Annotated in this window: 24 protein-coding genes and 5 tRNA genes; 9 read left to right on the forward strand and 20 right to left on the reverse strand. The window is 44.0% G+C overall.

The features are described from left to right. Nucleotides 1–19 precede the first annotated feature (19 nt). Together C7457_RS06185 and C7457_RS06190 are read left to right on the forward strand one after the other, a co-directional pair. Nucleotides 20–1825, forward strand: a complete 1806-nt coding sequence (locus tag C7457_RS06185) for a methyl-accepting chemotaxis protein (protein ID WP_121171142.1) — start codon at nt 20–22, stop codon at nt 1823–1825. Continuing rightward, a complete protein-coding gene (locus C7457_RS06190; RefSeq protein ID WP_121171144.1) occupies nt 1818–2414 on the forward strand; it encodes a hypothetical protein in 597 nt (198 codons plus the stop codon). The genes C7457_RS06185 and C7457_RS06190 overlap by 8 nt, the downstream gene beginning before the upstream one ends. Here the strand turns inward: C7457_RS06190 and mqnC are convergent. Continuing rightward, a complete protein-coding gene (mqnC, locus tag C7457_RS06195; protein WP_121171146.1) occupies nt 2411–3478 on the reverse strand; it encodes a cyclic dehypoxanthinyl futalosine synthase in 1068 nt (355 codons plus the stop codon). The two genes, C7457_RS06190 and mqnC, sit on opposite strands and share 4 nt — an antisense overlap. Nucleotides 3479–3519: 41 nt before the next feature. Between mqnC and C7457_RS06200 the strand changes: the two genes are divergently transcribed. The 4 genes from C7457_RS06200 to rapZ are packed head-to-tail and all read left to right on the forward strand — an operon-like array spanning nt 3520 to nt 6782. Then, nucleotides 3520–4212, forward strand: coding sequence for an ATP-binding protein (locus tag C7457_RS06200; RefSeq protein WP_245939603.1), 693 nt, complete (start codon nt 3520–3522; stop codon nt 4210–4212). Further along, complete coding sequence (locus tag C7457_RS06205) at nt 4184–5080, forward strand: NAD(+)/NADH kinase (RefSeq protein ID WP_121171150.1); 897 nt, start codon at nt 4184–4186, stop codon at nt 5078–5080. Before C7457_RS06200 ends, C7457_RS06205 begins: the two co-directional genes overlap by 29 nt. Then, nucleotides 5071–5865: an NHL repeat-containing protein gene (locus tag C7457_RS06210; RefSeq protein ID WP_121171153.1), complete on the forward strand. Its 795-nt coding sequence runs from the start codon at nt 5071–5073 to the stop codon at nt 5863–5865. The genes C7457_RS06205 and C7457_RS06210 overlap by 10 nt, the downstream gene beginning before the upstream one ends. Then, nucleotides 5862–6782: an RNase adapter RapZ gene (rapZ, locus tag C7457_RS06215; RefSeq protein WP_121171155.1), complete on the forward strand. Its 921-nt coding sequence runs from the start codon at nt 5862–5864 to the stop codon at nt 6780–6782. The genes C7457_RS06210 and rapZ overlap by 4 nt, the downstream gene beginning before the upstream one ends. Here rapZ and C7457_RS06220 read toward each other — a convergent pair. The 16 genes from C7457_RS06220 to C7457_RS06295 form a co-directional block, all read right to left on the reverse strand. Continuing rightward, nucleotides 6748–7269, reverse strand: coding sequence for a hypothetical protein (locus tag C7457_RS06220; RefSeq protein WP_121171157.1), 522 nt, complete (start codon nt 7267–7269; stop codon nt 6748–6750). The two genes, rapZ and C7457_RS06220, sit on opposite strands and share 35 nt — an antisense overlap. After that, complete coding sequence (locus C7457_RS06225) at nt 7244–7789, reverse strand: DUF996 domain-containing protein (protein WP_170137369.1); 546 nt, start codon at nt 7787–7789, stop codon at nt 7244–7246. Before C7457_RS06225 ends, C7457_RS06220 begins: the two co-directional genes overlap by 26 nt. A 76-nt stretch (nt 7790–7865) precedes the next feature. Beyond that, the gene (gene cimA, locus C7457_RS06230; protein ID WP_121171161.1) at nt 7866–9476 is read right to left on the reverse strand and encodes a citramalate synthase; all 1611 of its coding nucleotides are present in this window, start codon (nt 9474–9476) and stop codon (nt 7866–7868) included. Between the two features lie 19 nt (nt 9477–9495). Next, entirely contained in the window at nt 9496–10740 is a 1245-nt protein-coding gene (locus C7457_RS06235) for an aspartate kinase (protein WP_121171163.1), read from the reverse strand. A gap of 56 nt (nt 10741–10796) precedes the next feature. Next, nucleotides 10797–11798 carry a M23 family metallopeptidase gene (locus C7457_RS06240; RefSeq protein ID WP_121171165.1) on the reverse strand — a complete coding sequence of 334 codons (1002 nt, stop codon included), beginning with the start codon at nt 11796–11798 and terminating at the stop codon, nt 10797–10799. Next, on the reverse strand, nt 11773–12051 hold the full coding sequence (locus C7457_RS06245; RefSeq protein WP_121171167.1) for an acylphosphatase: 279 nt from the start codon (nt 12049–12051) through the stop codon (nt 11773–11775). The genes C7457_RS06240 and C7457_RS06245 overlap by 26 nt, the downstream gene beginning before the upstream one ends. Continuing rightward, nucleotides 12042–12791, reverse strand: a complete 750-nt coding sequence (locus tag C7457_RS06250; protein WP_121171169.1) for a patatin-like phospholipase family protein — start codon at nt 12789–12791, stop codon at nt 12042–12044. Before C7457_RS06250 ends, C7457_RS06245 begins: the two co-directional genes overlap by 10 nt. Next, the gene (locus C7457_RS06255; RefSeq protein WP_121171171.1) at nt 12792–13484 is read right to left on the reverse strand and encodes a metal-dependent hydrolase; all 693 of its coding nucleotides are present in this window, start codon (nt 13482–13484) and stop codon (nt 12792–12794) included. It lies immediately after the preceding gene. A 9-nt stretch (nt 13485–13493) separates the two neighbouring features. Continuing rightward, complete coding sequence (locus C7457_RS06260; RefSeq protein ID WP_121171173.1) at nt 13494–13850, reverse strand: roadblock/LC7 domain-containing protein; 357 nt, start codon at nt 13848–13850, stop codon at nt 13494–13496. A gap of 12 nt (nt 13851–13862) precedes the next feature. After that, complete coding sequence (locus C7457_RS06265) at nt 13863–14879, reverse strand: aspartate-semialdehyde dehydrogenase (RefSeq protein WP_121171175.1); 1017 nt, start codon at nt 14877–14879, stop codon at nt 13863–13865. Nucleotides 14880–14889: 10 nt separating this feature from the next. Beyond that, nucleotides 14890–15969: a 3-isopropylmalate dehydrogenase gene (leuB, locus tag C7457_RS06270; RefSeq protein ID WP_121171177.1), complete on the reverse strand. Its 1080-nt coding sequence runs from the start codon at nt 15967–15969 to the stop codon at nt 14890–14892. A gap of 9 nt (nt 15970–15978) precedes the next feature. Beyond that, nucleotides 15979–16482: a 3-isopropylmalate dehydratase small subunit gene (gene leuD, locus C7457_RS06275; protein WP_121171179.1), complete on the reverse strand. Its 504-nt coding sequence runs from the start codon at nt 16480–16482 to the stop codon at nt 15979–15981. 159 nt (nt 16483–16641) lie between these two features. Next, a tRNA-Gly gene (locus tag C7457_RS06280) sits at nt 16642–16718 on the reverse strand. A 4-nt stretch (nt 16719–16722) separates the two neighbouring features. Continuing rightward, nucleotides 16723–16799: transfer RNA gene (locus C7457_RS06285), tRNA-Met, on the reverse strand. Nucleotides 16800–16803: 4 nt separating this feature from the next. Continuing rightward, nucleotides 16804–16889 (reverse strand) — tRNA-Tyr (locus C7457_RS06290). Nucleotides 16890–16893: 4 nt separating this feature from the next. Beyond that, a tRNA-Thr gene (locus C7457_RS06295) sits at nt 16894–16970 on the reverse strand. A gap of 97 nt (nt 16971–17067) precedes the next feature. Between C7457_RS06295 and C7457_RS06300 the strand changes: the two genes are divergently transcribed. Together C7457_RS06300 and C7457_RS06305 are read left to right on the forward strand one after the other, a co-directional pair. Continuing rightward, nucleotides 17068–17730: a histidinol phosphate phosphatase domain-containing protein gene (locus tag C7457_RS06300; RefSeq protein ID WP_121171181.1), complete on the forward strand. Its 663-nt coding sequence runs from the start codon at nt 17068–17070 to the stop codon at nt 17728–17730. Nucleotides 17731–17742: 12 nt separating this feature from the next. Then, nucleotides 17743–17837 (forward strand) — tRNA-Sec (locus tag C7457_RS06305). On the opposite strand, the gene radA is transcribed toward C7457_RS06305, so the two are convergent. The 3 genes from radA to cysS are packed head-to-tail and all read right to left on the reverse strand — an operon-like array spanning nt 17838 to nt 20756. Continuing rightward, nucleotides 17838–19154: a DNA repair protein RadA gene (radA, locus tag C7457_RS06310; RefSeq protein WP_121171389.1), complete on the reverse strand. Its 1317-nt coding sequence runs from the start codon at nt 19152–19154 to the stop codon at nt 17838–17840. 34 nt (nt 19155–19188) lie between these two features. Then, nucleotides 19189–19338, reverse strand: a complete 150-nt coding sequence (locus C7457_RS08780) for a hypothetical protein (protein ID WP_170137370.1) — start codon at nt 19336–19338, stop codon at nt 19189–19191. A 2-nt stretch (nt 19339–19340) separates the two neighbouring features. Beyond that, nucleotides 19341–20756, reverse strand: coding sequence for a cysteine--tRNA ligase (gene cysS, locus C7457_RS06315; protein WP_121171183.1), 1416 nt, complete (start codon nt 20754–20756; stop codon nt 19341–19343). 66 nt (nt 20757–20822) lie between these two features. Here cysS and mazG point away from each other — a divergent pair, with 66 nt between their 5' ends. Then, on the forward strand, nt 20823–21617 hold the full coding sequence (mazG, locus tag C7457_RS06320; RefSeq protein ID WP_121171185.1) for a nucleoside triphosphate pyrophosphohydrolase: 795 nt from the start codon (nt 20823–20825) through the stop codon (nt 21615–21617). Nucleotides 21618–21633 lie beyond the last annotated feature (16 nt).

The following is a 21633-nucleotide window of genomic DNA, read 5'->3' on the forward strand; positions in this document are numbered from 1 at the left end:
CCAGCAAAGGAGAGAGGAGATGAAGATAAAGACGAAGCTCGCAATTTCCCTCGTAGTAGAAGTTCTAATAATCTTTTTACTGACGGAGTTCGCTTACCACAAAATAGAGGAGTTCAGACACCTAAACAACCTGGTTAGCACAGTAGCTGAAGTTGAACAGGATTTGTTGAAGGCCGAATCGCTAATTATGGAAGGTAAAGAGGAAAAAGCTATAAAGGAACTAGAGAAGGACATTGAAGAACTTAACAAGTTCTCTCAGCCTGAAGCCACTAAGGTTTATACATCGGTAGTCTCAATAATATCTCAAATCAGCTCAGGAAAAGATCCTGAGTCAATTATTAATTTAATTGAAAGTAAAGCTAAAGAGCTCCAGCAGATTGAAGAAAAACTGAAGGAAGAAAACTGTGAACTTATCCAATTCACAGGGGACGTTGTAAGAATTATTCCTCTCTTCAGTTTAATTATCATCGGTCTAGGAGCTATAAGTACCTACAGGGCTATAGTAATGCCTATAAACGAAATGACAAGAACAATGAAAGAAATTGAAAAAGGAGACCTTACAAAAGCCCTCAGGATCGCTAGGGATGACGAACTAGGAACCCTTGCTAAAGAGTTCAACAACTTTTTAGACTGGATTAAAAATACCTTTAAGGAACTTGAAAAGCTTTCTGCAAAAGTCTCAAACGAAGCAAGTATGCTGGTTGTAGAACTCTTCAACACAGACCTTAAGAACCAGGACATCAAAGAAAAGTTCAAGGAACTTTCTATATCCTCTGAAGTCCTTGCAAACTCTATATCTGATGTGAATAAACTCATAAACTCCTCATCTGAAGAAGTCCGCGAGGTTAACGAAGAAACTGAGAAAGGAGAAAAAATCGTTGAGAACTCCGTCTCCGACGTTCAGAAGCTGGCAGATGAGGTAATTAGCCTTAAGGATAAGGTTAACGAACTCCAGCAGAGCTCAGTAAAAATTCAAAACGTAGTTGAAACGATAAAGAGCATCGCCGATCAAACGAACCTACTTGCCCTCAACGCTGCAATTGAGGCTGCAAGGGCAGGTGAAGCCGGAAGGGGTTTTGCAGTCGTTGCTGAAGAAGTTAGAAAGCTAGCTTCCAGAACCGTAGTTTCAGCTGAGGAAATTGGGAAAATCGTCAATACAATCATCTCTCTTATTGAAAGCTTCTCAAAAGAGCTTGAAGGAAGGGCTAACGAGGCATTTACTGTTAAGCAGGAAATGGCCAAAACTAGAGACGTTTTGATAAACATTAAGAAGAAGGTAAATTCCCTCTCCGAAGCCACCCAAACTGTTCTGTTCTCATTGAAACAACAGCTTAACGCCCTTGACATGGTTAGGGACAACATAGCAGCTATAAATGAGGAAATTTCAGGCTTCCAGAAAATCTTCGGAAAGCTTCAGGATAGGATCATAAAAACTCGCTCCTCAATTAAAACTGCCCACGAAAACACATCTTCATTTAACATAGGAATACTTTCATCTGTAATTAAAGGAATTGAACTGTTCTCTGACTGGCTCTCAAGGCTTCCAAACGCCCCTGATAACCCGCTACTGGTCGATTACGACCAGTCAGCCCTAAAAGAGTGGTTTGATAAAGACGCTACTGTGTTGAAGAATAAAGGACTAGCTGACCTAATTAATGAACTTGAAGAAAGTGTTGAATCTGCATTTAGGAAGGCAAAGGAGATAGTTAAGTCACTAAAGGAAGGTAAAACAGACGATTCCCTATTTGAAGAACTTGAAGCAGAAGCATTAAAAGTTATAGAACTTTTTGAAAAACTTACAGAAAGAGTTGAGGAAAATGACTAGGAAAGATGGTATTTCCTACATTGAAGAGAAGTGTGAGGATGGAAGAATAATAAATCTTCCTCTCTTCTTTAGCTTTCACGTTGAGGAAGAGGAAGGAAACAGGTTAATTGTTTCAAGATTCCTTCCTCCAGGAATAGAAAAGCATCTTCTAAACAGTAAGTTCTATGTACTTAAGGATTTTGAAGGTTCAGTTCTTATAGAGGCTCAGCTGAAGATTTCAAACGGAAAGTTCATTCTAGAGCTCCTGAAGGAAACTTTTGAAGAAAAAAGGGTCTCTAAGCGCCTTATGTTCTGTCCAGAAGACTTAGGAGAGTTTGAGTTATGGAGGGAGGGGGCTATTGTCAGCCACGTAAAAGTGCTTGACATCAGCCTTTCCGGAATAAGAATATTAGTCAATAAGAGATTGGATCTGTCACTTGGAGAACTTCTAATTCTAACTCAGGGAACGAAAATTATGAACATTCAAGTAATCAGAGTTTCTGAAAAAGACGATTACCTTGAAGTTGGAGCAAAAATCTTTAGCACAAACTTTAACTTAATAACTTTCCTTAGTCAACACTACGTTGAAACAGTTAAGAAGTTCCTTTAAAACTCCCTTAATCTCCTGTACAGAGTGTCCCTCTGTACAGGTTTATAACCTGCATCCTTTATGAGTCTGATAATCTCTTCCAGCGGCATTCTAAACTTAACTCCTGCCGCTGCAACAACGTTTTCCTCAATCATCAGAGAACCAAAGTCGTTTGCCCCAAACTTGAGGGCCACCTGAGCCATCTTTCCTCCCTGGGTAACCCATGAAGCCTGAAGATTCTCAAAGTTATCAAGGTAAATCCTTGAAACGGCAAGAACCCTTAAATACCTCTCTCCACTTGCCTTTTCCTTAATCTCTCTACCAAGCTCTGTATTGTCCGGCTGATAACTCCAAGGAATAAAAGCTGTAAAACCTCCAGTCTCATCCTGAAGTTCCCTTATAACCCTTAAGTGCTCAACGATATCCTCATCATTATCCAAACTTCCAAACATCATAGTTGCAGTTGTCCTCAAGCCTAGCTTATGGGCGGTTCTATGAACATCCAGCCACTTAGCAGTCTTAATCTTATTGGGAGCTATTCTGTCCCTAACCCTGTCCGTAAGTATCTCTGCCCCTCCTCCAGGTATTGAACCAAGACCAGCTTCCTTTAAACGCCTTATAACCTCCTCAACAGATAGGTTGGAGATTTTTGATATGTGAACTATCTCAGGTGCAGAGAAGCCGTGAACATGAATGTTGGGAAATTCACTTTTAATAAAGTTTAAGAGCTCCTCGTAGTACTCAATTCCGAGCTTAGGGTGAAGACCCCCTTGAAGTAAAATCGCAGTTCCTCCAAGCTCCACAGTTTCTTTAATCTTTTCTTTTAAGGTCTTCCTATCTATCACGTAAGCATCAGGGTCTCCCTCATCCCTGTAAAAGGCACAGAACCTACACTTGCAAATACAAACGTTCGTGTAGTTAATGTTCCTGTCTATAACAAAAGTAACTACCCTTTCTGGGTGAATTCTGTTCCTCACAAAGTTTGCAAGCTGTCCCAGAGTTAACAGGTCTTCTTCTTTCAGTAGTTTTAAAGCTTCTTCTTCACTTATCCTTCTCCCTGAAAGGACCTTTTCAACAACCTCCATACTTCTCTCCCTGGGGAATATAATTAAGACAATTCAAGTCTATGGAGATTAACTTGGAGTGTCAAATCTGCGGTGGTAGTGGCTGGATTATAGAGGAAATTAACGGAAGGCGATTTGCAAAGAGGTGTAGGTGTCAGTTTGAAAGCTTCAGCAGGACATACCTTTCCTCTTCAGGAATTCCCGCAAGGTACAAGTCCTGTAAGTTCAAAAACTACTCTCCCCAAACACCTTACCAGCTTAGGGCCCTCAAGTTCTGTAGAGAATTCTTCTTCCTCTACCCTTTCGTTGAAAGGGGAATCCTACTTTACGGCCCTCCGGGAACGGGAAAGACCCACTTAGCAGCAGCAACTCTAAGGAACATCATTGAGTATAAAGGCTTAAAGGGAACCTTCTGCGACTTCAGGAACCTCTTAATTGAGTTAAAGAACTCTTTCTCCTCCAGTGAATCAACAGGTGAAATCCTTGACTCAGTTAGAAAAGCTCCATTACTTGTCCTTGACGATGTAGGAGCTGAAAGGAATACAGAGTGGGCAAAGGAAATCTTAGGGGAAATAATTAACTACCGATACACTCAAAACTTACCAACAATAATAACTACAAACTTAAGGTTTGACCTATACACCGACGACTCCTTCTCTGCCAAGTTTGATACGAGAACAGAGTCAAGGCTGTACGACATGTGTAAAATCTTAAAGGTGGAAGGTGATGACAGGAGGAAAAAGAATTACCTATAAGAACATCGGGATAATAGCTAACCCGACAAAACCTGAAAGTGCACAAGGTATAGAAAGGGTACTAAAGAAGCTCCACCAGTACGATGTAAGCATTTACATTGATGAGGAGAGCTGCAAGTTAGTAGAGAAGAGCAAGTGCTCTTCATACGAAAAGGTTAAAGTCGTTGATAGGCTCGTACTTCCCGACAAGGTTGACGTTATACTAGTTCTAGGAGGGGATGGAACTTTTCTTACAGTTGCAAAGCTAGTTGACAAAAAGCCGGTTCCTCTACTTGGGATAAACTTTGGAACTCTAGGCTTTTTAACCGAAATCCCGATAGAAAAGATTGAGGAGTGCATAGATAAGCTAATAGCAGGAGAATTCATAGTTGAAAATAGACCAGTTTTAAGGGTGAAGGTCGTAAGGAAAAACGGGCACATTTTAATCTACAGGTGCGTCAACGAAGTAGCCATAAAGAGGGATACACTAGCTAGAATTATAGAGATTGACGTTGATGCAGACGGGGAGTACCTAACAACATTTAGAGGAGACGGAGTAATAGTTGCGACTCCAACCGGCTCAACTGCTTACTCCCTCTCTGCCGGCGGACCTATCCTTTACCCAACCCTTAACGCAATGCTGTTAACTCCAATATGCCCCCACACACTTACAATGAGGCCACTGGTTTTAAAGGGTGAAACCTGCCTTACCGTAAAGTTGAAGACAGAAAGCGAGAACGTTATGGTCATATTTGACGGACAGGAAGGAATAGAATTAAGGGTAGGGGACTTAATAGAGATAACTCGCTCCCCCTACGACTTACTGATTCTGAGAGACCCAGCAAAGTCTTACTTTGAAACCTTAAGGGAGAAACTAAAATGGGGATAGTTGCAGGACTTACAGCTACCGCCGTTGCAGTACTAGTCTTTCTCTTTTCAATAAATCAAGGTTTTAAAACCCCTGAGAGTGCCCAGTGTTACAAGGGTAAAGTTTACGTTTCAAACGTTGGAAACCTTCCTCCTGATGCTAAAGATGGGGACGGTTACATAGCCCTCGTTTCTAAGGACGGAAAAATCCTAAACGATAAATTCATTACAGGTTTAAACGCCCCCAAGGGAATAACTTTCTGTAGTGGAAAACTCTTCATTACCGATATTGACAGGGTTGTTGTTGCAGACCCTGAAAGGGGTAGAATTCTAAAAGGGGTACCGATTAAAGGAGCAAAGTTCCTCAACGATGCCGCCTGTTACAGAGGAAAAGTCTTCGTATCAGACACTCAAACTAACTCAATATACACTGTTGACTCAGAAAATTACTCTGTGAAGCTCTACATTAAGAGCCATAAGCTAGAAGGTCCTAACGGGCTTGCTTTCACAAAAGATGGAAAACTAATAGTTGCAAGCTGGGGGGGAGGAAAGTTAATTGAGGTAGACGGTGGAATAAAAGTGCTTGCCTCCGGCTTTGAAAACCTTGACGGAGTAGCAATATCTAAAGATGGAACTATCTTCTTCTCAGACTTCTCAGCAGGTAAAATTTACGCCTACAAGGACGGAAGAGTGTTTACAGTTGCTCAAGGCTTAACATCTCCAGCCGACATCGGATACTGCCGGGGAGAGCTCCTCGTTCCTGAGTTCTTAATGAACGACGTGAAAGTAATGAAGGTTAAGCTATGAAAAGGATCGTTGTAATTACAGGTGAAGCTGGAGCAGGAAAATCCTCAGCGATAAAGCACCTTGAAGATTTAGGTTTCTACTGTATAGAAAACATCCCTCCAGACTTAATCCCCGAATTTATAAAGTTAATTGAGAGGAGTTCTGAGATTGAAAAGGCAGCCTTAGTTATTGACATAAGAAACCCTAAGTTTCGCTCGTCTGCCCCCCAGATGTTAAGGAAACTAAAGAATAGATACCCTCTTGAAATCTGGTACTTTACTGCCGATAAAGACTCTCTACTAAAGAGGTTTAAAGAAACTAGAAGGCCTCACCCCCTTCAGAAATACCTTCCACAGGAGAACCTAGAAAAACTTATTGAAAAGGAAAAGGAGTTTTACGAAGGGGTAAAAGAACTCTCAGATAAGAACATAGATACAACGAACCTCACGGTTCACGACCTTAAGAGGAAAGTAAAGGAGCTCCTTAAAACAGGAAAGTTAAACCTTCAGGTTAACTTTATCTCCTTCGGCTTTAAGTACGGAGTACCTCTCTCTGCAGACAACGTATTTGACGTACGTTTTCTTCCAAACCCCCACTTCGTTCCAGAGCTCAAAGAGAAAACGGGGAGGGACAGGGAGGTTCTTGACTACATACTTAAGTTTGAACAAACTAAGAAAACCTTTGAATTAATTTACAACTTCGTTAAGTTTACCCTTCCCCTTTACGAAAGAGAGGGTAAATCATACATAACCTACGCCGTTGGGTGTACTGGAGGTCAGCACCGCTCCGTTGCCTTTGCACAACTCCTTGCAGAGAAAGTTGCAGAGGAATTTCCGGAGTACGAAGTCTTCGTTGAACACAGAGAGCAGGGAATAAGGGAAAAAGTAGAGGGGCAAAAAGCCCCTACTGAGAAAGCTTTTCCTGAGAACGACAGATAAACTGCTGAAGGTTATTAAGAACTCTTTCAAGTTCCCTCAGGTAGTACTTATAGTCCCTCTTAAGGAGACTCAGCTCTTTCTCTAAAGTCTCCTCTTCCTCAAGGAGCCTATTTTCTTCAAAGACAAGCTCTTTATACTTCTGTCTTAGATCTTCAATCTCAGAGCTTAACTTCTCAGCCCTTTCAACTAACCTGTTCCTCTGTTCAAGCAACCTCTCGTACTCCCTCGGAGAATCTGCATCCTGGAGCAACTTCCTGTGGCGGGCAATCTTATGCCGGAGCTCCCTAAGCTCCCTCTCCTTCTCCTTCAACTCCTTTAAAACTGAAAGGACCCTCTTTTCAACTTCAAGAAGGCTCTCCTTAAGGGCCGAAAGCCTGCTCTCCTTCTCCTCAATGAGAGCCGAGAGCTCCTCCACCTTCCTCTTTAAACTCTCAGCGTGCTCCCCTAACTTCTCAACCTCCTCAACTAGCGCCTTTAACCTCTCCATCTCTCTCCTCCTTCATGTTTTCTTGAGTTGTAAAGAAAGCAACCGTCAACACTATCCATCCTATCCAGCTGACAACTGCTCCAACGGCAACAACAGTTAGAATCGCTCCCCAAAAGAGGAGCTTTCCTCCCCAATCAAACAGACCGTTTGCCGTAATTAAGGCTATTTCTGAAAAGACCTTTTTCATATAGTAGGAACCAAAGACCGTAGCAGCATACATTATTGTAAAGGCTACAACCATTAACCCGTAAGCGAATATCCCCTCTTGCTCCTGAGATAGAGAAAGGATACTACCTACACCAAAAATTAATCCAACAAAAACACCTACAATATAAATAATAATCCCCTTTACGAAATCGCTAAAAAACTGAGGCCTTCCTCGAGAGTCTGAAAAGTTCTTAAGGGCAATAGCAAGTAGAACAAAACCGACTAAAGCTAAAACCCCTCCTGCATAAGGAATTACTCCAAAAACGATAAAAAGGCTTCCCAATCCCCCTAAAACCTTAGTATTACTGTCCATCCCTACCTCCTCCTCGTTATTAATCATTATTTCTTTCAGCTATTAAAACTAGCTCAGGAGAAATAAAAAGGAGAGCTTAGAGCTCCCCTTCCTCTCTTTCGTCCTCAAGACTCAGCTTATACTTAAAGGCATCAGCAAGAGCAAGCCACGAAGCTTCAATTATGTTTGGAGAAACCCCTACCGTTCCCCACTTACGTTTCCCATCTGTACTCTCAATTAAAACTCTGGGAGAAGCCTCCGTTCCTGCAGTTTCATTTAAGATTCTTACTTTGTAATCTGTAAGCTTTACTTCTTTAATTGACGGGTAGAACTTCTCAAGAGCCTTCCTCAAGGCCTTATCAAGGGCCTCAACAGGTCCCCTTCCCTCTGCAGCCGTATGCTCAAACCTCTCCTTAAGTCCCCTCTCTCTTGCAACCTCTTCAGGTATCTCAACCTTTATCGTAGCTTCAGCATAGGCCTCTTCGTCTTCAGAACGCTTTTCAGTTAGAACCCTAAAACCTTTAAGCTCAAAGTACTTCTTTCCCTTTCCCAGAGCTTCCTTTAACAGGAGTTCAAAGGAAGCTTCTGCACCCTCAAAGTGGTAACCTTGAGCTTCAAGTTCCTTAATTTTTTCAAGGATTTTCTTAACTTCCGGTGATTTCTTATCAAGTTCAATACCAAGTTCCTTAGCTTTACTCACTATATTGCTACGACCTGAGAGCTCTGAAACCATAATTTTCCTTTTATTTCCAAGCAGCTCAGGCTCAACGTGCTCGTACAACTTAGGGTTTTTCTCAACTGCAGAGACGTGAACGCCCGCCTTGTGGGCAAAGGCATTCTCTCCAACGTAAGGAAGGTTAACAGGATGGGGGCGGTTGCTGAGCTCAGAAACTAGCCTTGAAACGTGGTAGAGCTTCTTTAAGTTCTCCTTCGGGATGCACTCTATCCCCATCTTTAAAACGAGGTTAGGTATTATTGAACACAGGTTAGCGTTTCCCGTCCTTTCTCCAAGGCCGTTTATAGTTCCCTGAACTTGAACAGCCCCTTTTTTAACGGCGATTAGGGAGTTAACAACTGCCATATCGGCATCGTTGTGGGCGTGAATTCCTATCGGAGAACTTACTTCCTTTAAGACAGCGTCAATTATCTCCTCAGTTTCGTACCACAGGGTTCCACCGTTTGTATCGCAGAGGACTAAACAGTCTGCTCCTGCTTCCTGAGCAACCTTTAGAGTCTTAACGGCGTATTCAGGGTTTGACTTGTAACCGTCAAAAAAGTGTTCAGCGTCAAAGAAAACCTCATCAAAGTACCTCTTCAAGTACTCTACCGTCTGGTATATGAGCTCAAGGTTTTCCTCAAGGGTTATCCCAAGTCCTTGAGTTGCATGAAGGTCCCAGGACTTACCAAAAACCGTCACTGCAGGAACATCCGTCCTTACAAGCTGCTGGATGTTAGGATCCTCTTCAACCTTAAGACCCTTCCTCTTTGTTGAAGAAAAGGCAACAACTTTAGCCCTTTTAAGTTTAAGTTTCCTTACTTCATCAAAGTAGGCAACGTCCTTTGGATTTGAACCTGGCCAACCACCCTCAATATAGTGAACTCCAAGTTCGTCAAGGGCTTGAGTTATCCTTAACTTGTCCTCTAAAGAGAAGGAAACTCCCCTTGTCTGAGCTCCATCCCTCAAAGTTGTGTCGTATATGTAGACCATCTACTTCACCTCTAAAAGGTTAAAGCTGCTTTACCCTTTCGCTTTCCTCTTTGTCAAGTCCGAAAGCCTCATGAAGAACCCTAACTGCAAGCTCTGTAAACTTCTCATCAATGATGCAGGAGATCTTAATCTCAGAAGTTGAAATCATTATTATGTTAATCCCATATTTTGCAAGGGTTTCAAAGACCTTCCCTGCAACTCCTGCGTGGCTCCTCATTCCAAGACCGACTACGGACACTTTGGCAATTCTGTCATCCCTTATTACCTCTTTCGCTCCAATCTCTTTAGCTATCTCCTTCGTAATCTTCTCCGCCTTACCGGCATCGTTCTTGTCCACCGTAAACGAAATATCGGTAAAACCGTCAACTGAAACGTTCTGAACTATCATATCAACGGGAATGTTTGCCTCTGCAAGGGCATCAAAGAGCTTAGCGGCAATCCCCGGCTTGTCTGGAACTTTAACTACAGTAATCCTGGCTTCATTTTTATTGTGGGCAATTCCCCTTACGACCACCCTTTCCATAGTCTCATCTTCCTCCTTAATAAGCGTTCCTTCGTCTCCAGTAAAAGTACTGCGTACCCTTAGTGGAACTTTATACTTCATTGCAAACTCAACTGAACGAATTTGAAGGACCTTTGCACCTAAGGAAGCAAGCTCAAGCATTTCTTCGTAAGAAAGGACAGGAATCCTCCTTGCTTCTGGAACGATCCTCGGGTCTGCAGTATATACTCCGTCAACGTCTGTATAGATATCGCACCTATCTGCCTTTAAGGCCGCTGCAAGGGCGACTGCTGAAGTATCCGAACCTCCCCTACCAAGGGTCGTAATCTCTCCCTCTTCAGTAATACCCTGAAACCCGGTAATTATTACGATCTTACCCTCTTCAAGGTGTTTTAAAATCCTTGAAGTATCTATCTCAAGGATTCTGGCTTTAGTAAAAGCCTTATCCGTCTTTATTCCCGCCTGCCAGCCGGAAAGGGCTACGGCAGGATAGCCCATGTGGTTAAGGGTAATTGATAGGAGACCGGCCGAAACCTGTTCTCCCGTTGATACTACAAAGTCCATATCCCTTTCGTTTGGCTCCTGAGTTATTGACTTAACGAGGTTAATAAGCCTATCCGTTTCACCTGCCATAGCAGAAACAACAACAACGACCCTATTTCCCTTTTCCTTCTCCTCCAAGATTCTCTTAGCAACAAAATCCCTGATTCTCTCTATGGAGCCCATAGAGGTTCCGCCGAACTTCTGAACGATTAAAGCCATCGGGAAAGCCTCCAGGTAATTAAGAAATTTAAATGGAGATTATAAGAGTAAATCTATTACTTGAGAACCTCTAGTGGGTTAATGTGATAGGTCTTTCCCTTATAGACTTTACTTATATCAAAATAAAGTCCGCTCCTCCTCCAAACTCCGCTAGCACCAGCTGTTCCTATTACAGTCCCCCTCTTTACTATCTGATTCTTCTTAACGTATATTTTATCAAGGTTTCCATAAACCGTTTGAAAGCCCTTTGGGTGCTGAATTATTACAAGGTTTCCGTAAGCTTTCAGGAACTTATCGTTAGTTCCTGCAAACTTAACAATCCCGGTTTCTGCTGCCCTTATGGGAGCTCCCGGCTTACTGAGAATAAATATTCCGGGATATCCGTTTTCCCTTACAGTAGGGTCAACCCTTCCATCAAGTGGAAAGTGGAATTCGATAGGCCTGTTCAGCTTTAAGACGTCCTTATAGCCTACAAGAATCTTCAACTTTTGACCGGGCCTCAGTATGTAAGGTTTCCTAAGGTGGTTTAACCTAATGATTGACCTTGGAGAAACCCTCAACTTCTTAGCTATCTTTAAAACAGAATCCCCTTTCTTTACCCTGTAATACTTATAAACGGGAACCTTTGTAAGACCGTTAGGAGCAAACTTAGCTTTTTTACTCAGATCAACCTTTTTACGCTTTACAGAAGAGACCTTTACAGGAACTTTTAGTTTTTGGCCGACACGGATTACTGAGCTTCTAAGCCTATTTATCCTCTTAAGCTCCTTTACAGTAGTTCCAAACCTCTTTGCAATCTTACCTAGGGTATCTCCCCTTTTAACCCTATAGGTGATGAGCTTTAACTTTTTACTCTTAGTGGGAATTATTAACTTTTGACCTGGATAGATTACGTTTGAGCGGAGCCTATTTCTCCTTTTAATTTCCGAAACACTTACTCCAAACTTTTTAGCAATTTTCCCTAAAGTATCACCTCTCCTAACTCTATATATCTCATCTGCTAGGGAAAGTGTTGATAGAAAGAGGAAAAGGCTAATAAAGAATGAGAAAATCCTCATACTCTCCCCTTGGCTCTGTAAACTCATACTCTACTCTATCTACTTTTGCAAAGAAAGGCCCTTCGTAGAGCTTAGATAGGAGCTCTTTAAGTTTTTCTTCCTCTCCCTCTGCGTACACCTCAACGCTTCCATCCGGAAGGTTCCTCACAAAACCCTTAAGTCCGAGCTCCTTTGCCTTCCTCCTAGTCCAAGCCCTGTAACCAACTCCCTGAACGATCCCGTAAACAAAAGCATGGAGACCCTTTATGGCCATAGCTTACTTTCCTCAAGGACTTTTAGAGTATCACTAAATGCAGTCTCAACAAACTCATCAATCAAATCAAAGTCAAAGGGACTTTCAGACTTTCGGTGGTTAACAATGATATCACAGTAAGGAAATCTCCTCTCCTGGTTTTCCATAACGCTAGCAAGGCTTGTCCTTAAGCTTACGTTCACCAGAGAATTAGGGTTAAACTCAGTTATACCCGTATTCACGTTTGAACAGACGTTAACCTCAACCCCCTCTGCCTTTGCCATCTCTGCCGGAAGGCAGTTCCTTATCCCGCCATCAACGTAGTACTTGCCGTTAATTTCCCAGGGAGAAAAGAGAGGAGGAATTGAAGAAGATGCTGTAACAAAGTCCGGCGCACTTCCTTCCTTCTTAAACTCTACCCTTAGAGTCTTTAAGTTTACAACGGCAAGACCAAAGGGTATTTTAAGTTCCCTAATGTCTATATCTCCAACTAACTTCCTTAACTCCCTGTATAAACCGTCCAACTTAAAGAGGCCTCCCCTAAAGGAGGGAGAGGCCAACTTACGCCAAGAGACGCTCTTAGCAATTTCAAGGATTTCATCGGGACTGTAGCCTGCACAGTAGAGAACCCCAACTACAGCCCCGGCGCTTGAACCACAAACAAAGGAGGGAGCAAACCCTTTATACTCTAAAGCCTTTAAGAAACCTATGTGGGCCGTTCCCTTTACAAAACCGCCCGAAAGGGTAACTCCGATTTTCATTTAGAATTCCAGCTCTTCACCTGGCTGAAGGATCTGAACCTTCACCCCCCTTGCCTCTGCCAGCGCCTTAAAGTCTTCAGGCTCTGCATCAATTATCGGCCACGTCTTAAAGTGCATAGGAACTGCAACCTGAGGTTTGATCATCTCTGCAGCTATTGCTGCGTCGCGAACGTCCATCGTAAAGTTCCCCCCTATCGGAAGGAGAGCCACGTGAATATCCTCGTACTTACCAAGGAGTTCCATATCGGAAATAAGTCCGGTATCCCCTGCGTGGTAAACGTTCTTACCCTCAACCTCAACTATTACTCCACAGGGACTTCCCAGAGTAACAACCTGGTCGTTTTCAATTACAGAAGAGCCGTGGGCAGCAGGAACAAGTTTTACCCTTCCAAAGGGGAACTTGAAACTCCCTCCTATGTGCATGGCATGAACGTTACCGGCTCCCTTTAAACTGCAGTACTGGCAAACTTCATAGATACTAACTATTGTGGCTCCCGTCCTCTTTGAAAGCTCAACTGCATCACCCAAGTGATCGCCGTGGCCGTGGGTAACGAAAATGTAGTTTAAATCTGTGAAATCCTCAGGTTTTGCAATCTTCCAGGGATTTCCAGTTAAAAAGGGGTCTATTAAAGCCTTTAAACCTTCACCTTCTAGGTAGTAAGCAGAGTGTCCCAGATACCAAAGCTTTGCCATCTCTTCCCCCTAAAGGGTTTTAATTAATTTGGGTAGTTTACTCCTTACCCTAAACCTCATCCTACCGTAGAGTGGACTCCTCTTAGCTACAACAACTAAGTAAGTTTCGTTAATAAGCTTATAGGCTAAAAACTGGTACTTTTCTGAAAAGAGGAGGAGTTCCTTAAGATCATCCTCCTCATTTGAAATATCCTGAATAAACTCGCTCAGAGTATTAAGGGGATTAACCAGCTGAGTCGCAACCTCTTCAGGGTCAATGGATGTCTCTTTATCGTACCTATAGACGATAATTCCCTCTTCGTCTATAACAAGAACAGACTCTACTTCAGGGTTCTCTTGGGCAACTTCCTTAAGTAACTCTTCCATATCCCTTTCCCCCTAAACCAGCCCCTTTTCAACTAAGAGCTCTGCAATCTGAACAGCGTTTAGAGCTGCTCCTTTCCTCAGGTTATCTCCAACAATCCAAAGGTTTAGACCGTTCTCTATTGTATCATCTTTCCTAATCCTTCCTACAAGGACTTCGTCCTTTCCTGCAACGTCAATCGGAGTTGGATAGATCAAGTTCTCAAAGTCATCAACGACCTTAACGCCGGGAGCTTTGCTCAGGAGCTCCCTCGCCTCCTCAACAGAGATAGGCCTTTCAAACTCAAGGTTAACTGCCTCACTGTGTCCGATAAAAACTGGAACCCTAACGCAGGTCGGAGAGACCTTTATTGAATCGTCGTGCATAATCTTTTTGGTTTCATTTACCATCTTAAGCTCTTCCCTCGTGTAACCACTTTCAAAGAACTTATCTATGTGAGGAACACAGTTAAAGGCGATCTGCTTTGGAATCTTCTTTGGAGGAGGAACAGGCTTACCTTCTAAAACTGCCCTAGTCTGCTCTTTAAGCTCTTCAATTGCCGCAGCTCCAGCTCCGGAAACTGCCTGATAGGTTGAAACAACGACCCTCTTAATCTTCGCAAAGTCGTGAAGGGGCTTTAGAACTACAACCATTTGAATTGTAGAACAGTTGGGGTTAGCAATTATCCCTTTGTGCCACTCAACGTCCTCAGGGTTAACTTCAGGAACCACTAAAGGAACATCTGGGTCCATCCTGAAGGCCGAGCTGTTATCAATTACAACTGCTCCCCTCTTAACTGCTTCAGGAGCGAACTCTTTGCTCCTCTCCCCTCCTGCTGAGAAGAGGGCTATGTCAACTCCTTCAAAACTTTCAGGGCGGAGCTCCTGAACCTCAACCTCTTCACCTTTAAAAGGCAGCTTCTTCCCTGCAGAACGCTTAGAGGCAAGGAGAACCAGTTTCTTAACGGGAAAGTTCCTCTGCTCTAAAGTCTTTATCATCTCACGGCCAACAGCCCCTGTAGCCCCTACAACAGCTACTGTATATCCCTTCATCTCCCTCTCCTTAAACTTCTTTTAGTTCTTGAGCTATTAGATCTCCCATCTCCTCCGTTGAAACGAGCTCACACCCTTCAGAGTATATGTCCTTAGTCCTGTAGCCCTTTGAAAGAACTCTCCTAACTGCCTTGTCTATTGCTTCCTCAACCTCCGGCATGTTAAAGGAGTAAGTAAACATCATAGCTGCAGAGTTAATGGTCGCTATCGGGTTGGCAACATTCTGACCTGCGATATCGGGGGCTGAACCGTGAATAGGTTCGTAAAGGCCTATTTTCCCGCCGATTGAGGCTGAAGGAAGCATACCGAGGGAACCTGTAAGCATTGCACAGGCGTCAGAGAGGATGTCTCCGAAGATGTTCGTCGTGACTATTACGTCAAACTGCTTCGGCCATCTGATAATCTGCATAGCCGCGTTATCTACGTACATGTGGTTAAGCTCAACGTCTTGATAATCTTGATGAACCTTTTCTACAACCTCCCTCCAGAGAACGGTTGCCTCAAGGACGTTAGCTTTATCTACACTGGTAACCTTCTTATTCCTCTTCCTAGCAACTTCAAAGGCTACCCTTGCAATCCTCTCAACTTCGTGTTCGTAGTACCTCAGGGTATTTATACCTACCCTCTCATCTCCATCTACGAAGATTCCCCTGGGAATTCCAAAGTAAATTCCACTAGTGAGCTCCCTAACTACCATTATGTCAACGCCCTTGATAACTTCAGGCTTTAAGGTTGAAGCATCCAGGAGCTCGTCGTAAAGCTTAGCAGGCCTTAAGTTTGCAAAGGCGTTTAACAGTTTCCTCATTCCAAGGAGAGCCCTCTCGGGCCTTATCTCAAAAGGAAGGTTATCCCACTTTGGACCGCCAACTGCTCCAAGGAGAACTGCATCTGAGGAGAGGATTAACTCTTTAGTTTCGTCTGGAAAAGGAACTCCAGTTTCATCTATTGCTGCACCGCCGATTAAACCGTACTTGTAGTTGATCTTAAATCCAAACTTCTCAGAGGCAGCGTCCATAACTTTCACTGCCTGTTTTACTATCTCAGGTCCTATTCCATCTCCAGGAAGGACTGCAACTGTAAACTCTTTCACTTCAACCTCCTATTTCAAGCCTAGTTTCTGCTTTGCGTACTCCATTAAACCGCCGGCTTCCATAATCTTCCTAATATCCTCAGAAATTGGAGTAGCCTTAAACTCTTTCCCTTTGGTTAAGTTCTTAATTACTCCGGTCTCAGGGTTTATCTCAACGATGTCCCCTTCCTCAATTCCCTCAACCGCTTCTGGAGACTCAAATATGGGAAGACCTATGTTTATAGCGTTTCTGTAGAAAATCCTTGCAAAGGACTTTGCAATTACAGCACTTACCCCTGCGGCCTTAATAGCTATTGGAGCGTGTTCCCTTGAAGAACCACAGCCGAAGTTCTTACCTGCAACTATGATATCTCTAGGTTTTACCTTCTTTGGAAACTCAGGATCTGCATCCTCCATAACGTGCTTTGCAAGTTCCTGGGGATCTGAGGTATTTAGGTACCTAGCTGGAATTATCTCATCCGTATTGATGTCATCCCCAAACTTAAAGACCCTTCCCTTCAAAACTTCACTCATTCCTATCCTCCTAAAGAAATTGCTATGGAAATTCTAATAAAGAGTATAGGCAGAGGAAAGAATTCTAGGAAATTATTGAATTTTATTGAAAATTGGAAGTCCCAAAAGGAAAGTAGGAAGGATTATCGGGCGGGAATATTAGATGGAGGTAAAAATATATGGAGCGGGCGACGGGATTCGAACCCGCGACCCTCAGCTTGGAAGGCTGATGCTCTAGCCAGCTGAGCTACGCCCGCTCATTGGTTGCGGGGGCGGGATTTGAACCCGCGACCTCCGGGTTATGAGCCCGGCGAGCTACCAGACTGCTCTACCCCGCGATAGTGGTGGAGGGGGCAGGATTCGAACCTGCGTAGGCGTAAGCCGGCGGATTTACAGTCCGCTGCCTTTGACCACTCGGCCACCCCTCCACTATGGTGCCGGCTGAGGGAGTCGAACCCCCGACCTGGTGATTACAAGTCACCCGCTCTAGCCAGCTGAGCTAAGCCGGCACTCATCGTGGACGCTGAATAATATAGGAAGGTTTCATAAGGTGTCAAGTCCTTCCCGACTACTAAATTTAAAACTACAAAAATCGGAGGTAGAGAGATGATAGACCTTCACACCCATACTCTCTTTAGTGATGGAGAACTCCTTCCCAGCGAGCTAGTTAGAAGAGCAGAGGCCATTGGCTGCAGGGCAATTGCACTGACAGACCACGTTGACTACTCAAACTATAAGTTCGTCCTTGAAAGGCTGTGGGAAACTGTTGAAATACTGAACGAAAACACTTCACTTTTAGTTATTCCCGGAGTTGAGATAACCCACGTTCCTCCCTTAAAGATTCCCGAGCTGATAGAGAAGTGCAGGGAAGAGGGAGCTCTAATAGTTGTCGTTCACGGAGAGACAATTGTTGAACCGGTTTCACCGGGAACCAACAGGGCAGCAATTGAGGGAAGGGCTGACATACTAGCCCACCCAGGGCTCATAACGAAGGAAGAGGCTGAACTGGCAAAGGAAAGAGGAGTCTTCCTTGAGATAACAACCAGGAGAGGCCACAGCATAACGAACGGGCACGTTGCAAAGCTGGCAACTGAGGTTGGAGCTCCAATGGTCATAAACACCGATTCCCACTCTCCAGGAGACCTAGTTACAAGGAGCTTTGCCCTCAAAGTGGGTATAGGTGCAGGCCTTACGGTAGCTCAGGTTGAAGAGTGTTTTTCAAACAGTGAAAGGATCGTCAAGAGGTTGACTGAAAAACTGAAAAGGTAAAATTTAGCCTGTGGAGGCGGACGGGGGCTGGTGTCCCCCCCGGACTTCAAATCCGGTGGCCCCGCTAGGAGCGGGGTGGTGGGTTCGATTCCCATCCGCCTCCGCCACTAAACTAAAAGCTTTTCAGGTATCTCCTCCACCCTCTTAACGTCACTAACCACTTCAAGGCCGTTTTTTTCAGCCTCTCTCAGCCTCAGCTCTTCAAGCTTTACTCTCCTAACTTCTCCAGTTAGGCCAATTTCACCAAAGACTGCGATACTCTCTTTAACAGGCCTTTCGTAGTAACTTGAAGCAATTGCAGTTGCAACGGGCAGGTCAACTGCAGGTTCGTCAACCTTAACGCCCCCAACTACGTTAACGAAAACGTCAAAGTTCCTTAGGGGAATCCCAAGCTCCTTTTCAAGGACTGCGACAATTATTGAAAGCCTGTTAGGGCTAATTCCCTTTGCCCTCCTTTGGGGAGTCGTGAAGATTGCCCTTGTAACGAGGGCTTGGACTTCTAAGAGTATCGGCCTACTTCCCTCAATCCCTGCAAAGATAACAGAACCCGGTTTTCCCTTAGGCCTTTCTGATAGGAAAAACTCTGAAGGGTTTGGAACCTCCCTTAGTCCCCTATCAGTCATCTCAAAAACTGCAAGCTCGCCGGTACTTCCAAATCTGTTCTTTAAACTCTTAAAGATCCTAAAGTTGTATCCCCTGTCCCCCTCAAACTGGAAGACTGCATCAACTATGTGTTCCAAAACCTTAGGACCTGCAATGTTTCCCTCTTTCGTAACGTGGCCTACGATAAAGGCGGTTATTCCCATTCCTTTACAGAGGTTTGTTATGAATGCTGTAGACTCCCTAACCTGTGAGACTGAACCTGCAGAACTCTCAATGTAGGGAAGGTAAAGGGTCTGAATAGAGTCAAATACAACGAAGTTTGGTTTAATCTCTTTTATGTGCTTCTCAATCTCCTCAAGGTTGTTTTCAGAGAGAATCAGGAGGTTATCCTCATCAATTCCGAGCCTATCGGCCCTCAGGGCAACCTGCTGGGGAGACTCTTCTGCGGTAACGTAGAGGGCCTTACCCCTCTTTGCAAAGATTGAGGAAATTTGAAGTAAAAAAGTTGACTTCCCTATTCCCGGTTCTCCGGAAACAAGGGCTACCGAACCTTTAACTACTCCCCCTCCAGTTACCCTGTCAAACTCGCCTATTCCAGTTAAGAAGCGCTCTTCCCTGTCCTTACCTACTTCTCTTATCGGAAGAGGTTTAGATACGGTAGGAGTTACCCAGGAGCTCCTAGGGTTCTTATTAGACCTGCCTTCCCTTAAAACCTCCTCTACTAAAGAGCCCCAAGCACCACATTCTGGACACCTTCCAGCCCACTTCGGACTTCTGTAACCACACTCCTGACACACGTATACGCTTTTTCTCTTTGCCATAAAAGGGACCAAATCGGTTTAAAGAGAATATAGGCTACTTCTCAGAGAAAACTGCAAGCATGTAAACGATAAAGGCAAAAATAAAGAGAAAGAGAATTAAATACCAGGAAAGCTTAAAGATTTTCTTCGTAAGGCACCTCTCTCTCTTCTTCTCCCTGTAGTAGTCCCTGTCGTAAATTCCCATAGTTATAACCTCTTATAGACTGTTCCGGTTGGTAGGTCTTCAAGGACTATTCCAAGCCCTTTCAACCTGTCCCTGATTAAATCTGCAAGAGCAAACTCCTTCTTCTTCCTGAGCTCCCCCCTGACTTCAATTAAGAGCTTTATTAGCTCCTCCTCAATTCCCTTAACTTCACCTGTTTCAAGCTTAAAACCTAGAGTTTTTAGAGAACCTTCAACGAAGTTAACAGCGTCTATCAAGGATAGCTTCTCTTCTTTTGTTAACTTCCCTTCCTTTAAAGCCCTATCCCTTAAAAGGTTACCTTCCTTTACAACTTCAAAGAGAACGCCGAGAGCTTTGGCTGTGTTAAAGTCGTCATCCATTGAAAACTCAAATTCCCTCTTATAAGCTCCTACATCAACAGGAGAACCCTCTCCTTCAACAACGTCTAGCCCATCAATAGATTCCCTTAGTCTAATGAAGTTCAACAACCTGTCAAAGGTCCTCTTTGCCTCTTCCAACCTCTCAAATGAGAAGTCAATTGGGCTCCTGTAGTGGGTAGAAAGGAGGAATAACCTTAAAACGTCCGGCCTGTACTTCTTCAGGATATCCTTTATGGTAAAGAAATTGCCCAAACTCTTACTCATCTTTTCCTTATTTACCATTACAAAGCCGTTGTGAACCCAGTAGCGGGCAAAGATTTTCCCCGTGTAAGCCTCACTTTGAGCTATCTCGTTCTCGTGGTGGGGAAAGATCAGGTCAAGTCCTCCTCCGTGGATGTCCATTGTCTCACCGAGGTACTTCATAGACATTGCAGAACACTCAATGTGCCAGCCCGGCCTTCCGTAACCCCAAGGAGATTCCCAGCCCGGCTCACCCTCTTTGCTTGCCTTCCAGAGGGCAAAGTCAAGGGGATTCCTCTTCTTCTCCCCGGGCTCTATCCTCGCACCGGCTAACAGCTCATCAACCTTCCTCTTTGAAAGCTTTCCGTACTCTGGGAACTTCTCAACGCTGAAGTAAACGTCGCCGTCAACATGGTAGGCGTACCCTTTCTCTATCAAACCGTCTATCAGCTCAATGATTTCCCTTATGTGTTCTGTAACCCTCGGCTTATAGGTAGGCTCTTTCACGTTAAGGGCTTTCATGTCCTCTTCGTAAGAGGCTATATACTTATTTGCAACCTCATACCAAGGAATTCCCTCTTCCCTAGACCTCCTTATTATCTTGTCGTCAATGTCTGTATAGTTCCTAACGAAGATAACTTTATAGCCCCTGTACTCAAACCACCTCCTTATAACGTCAAAGACAACAGCACTCCTTGCATGGCCTATGTGGGCGTGGTCGTAAACCGTAGGACCGCAAACGTACATCTTTACCGTTCTATCCTCAAGGGGCTTAAACTCTACCTTCTCTCCTCTCAGAGTATCCGTTAGCCTTATCATCTCTGCTCCCTTTTCGTTTTGGTCTTTAAATATATTTCACTTTGAAAAAGTAAAAGGGAGGTAACCTTGAAGGAGAAGTATACATTTAACGACCTAGTTAAGGTCATGGAGAAACTCCGCTCAGAGGAAGGATGTCCGTGGGATAGGGAGCAGACCCACAAGAGCTTAATTAAATACCTACTGGAAGAGGCCTACGAAGTCGTTGACGCAATATTAAAGAATAAGGACGAAGAGCTTAAAGAGGAGCTGGGAGACCTCCTACTTCAGGTTGTCTTCCACTCACAGATCGCCAAGGAAAGGGGAGCTTTCACTGTTGATGACGTTATTGACCGAATAACGAGAAAGCTAATTTTCCGCCATCCCCACGTATTTAAGGGAAAGGAGGGAATAGAGACTCCGGAGGACGTAAGTAGGGAGTGGGAAAAGTTAAAGGAGAAGGAGGGAAAGAAGAGGGAGAGTATCTTAGATGGAATTCCAGAGAGTATGCCGGCACTGGAGAGGGCATACAAAATTCAGAAGAGAGCTGAGAAGGTAGGATTTGACTGGAAGGACTTTAAAGGAATTAAAGAGAAAATAGTTGAAGAGCTAGACGAAATTGAGCAGGAGATAGAGAGGGGAAACAGGGAAAAACTTGAAGAGGAAGTTGGAGACCTCCTCTTTATGGCGGTAAACCTTGCTAGGTTCCTAAAGGTTCACCCGGAAGTGGCCCTCAGAAAGGCAAACCAGAAGTTTGAGAGGAGGTTTAGGTATATGGAAAAGAGGGCCAAGGAGATGGGGAAGGAACTCAAGGAGATGGATACTGACCAGATGGAGGAACTCTGGAAGGAGGCCAAGGAGAAGGAGGAAGTTGGTAATATTTAAAGACCAAACGGCCAAC

The sequence above is a fragment of the Thermovibrio guaymasensis genome, from assembly GCF_003633715.1.
GTDB lineage: Bacteria > Aquificota > Aquificia > Desulfurobacteriales > Desulfurobacteriaceae > Thermovibrio > Thermovibrio guaymasensis.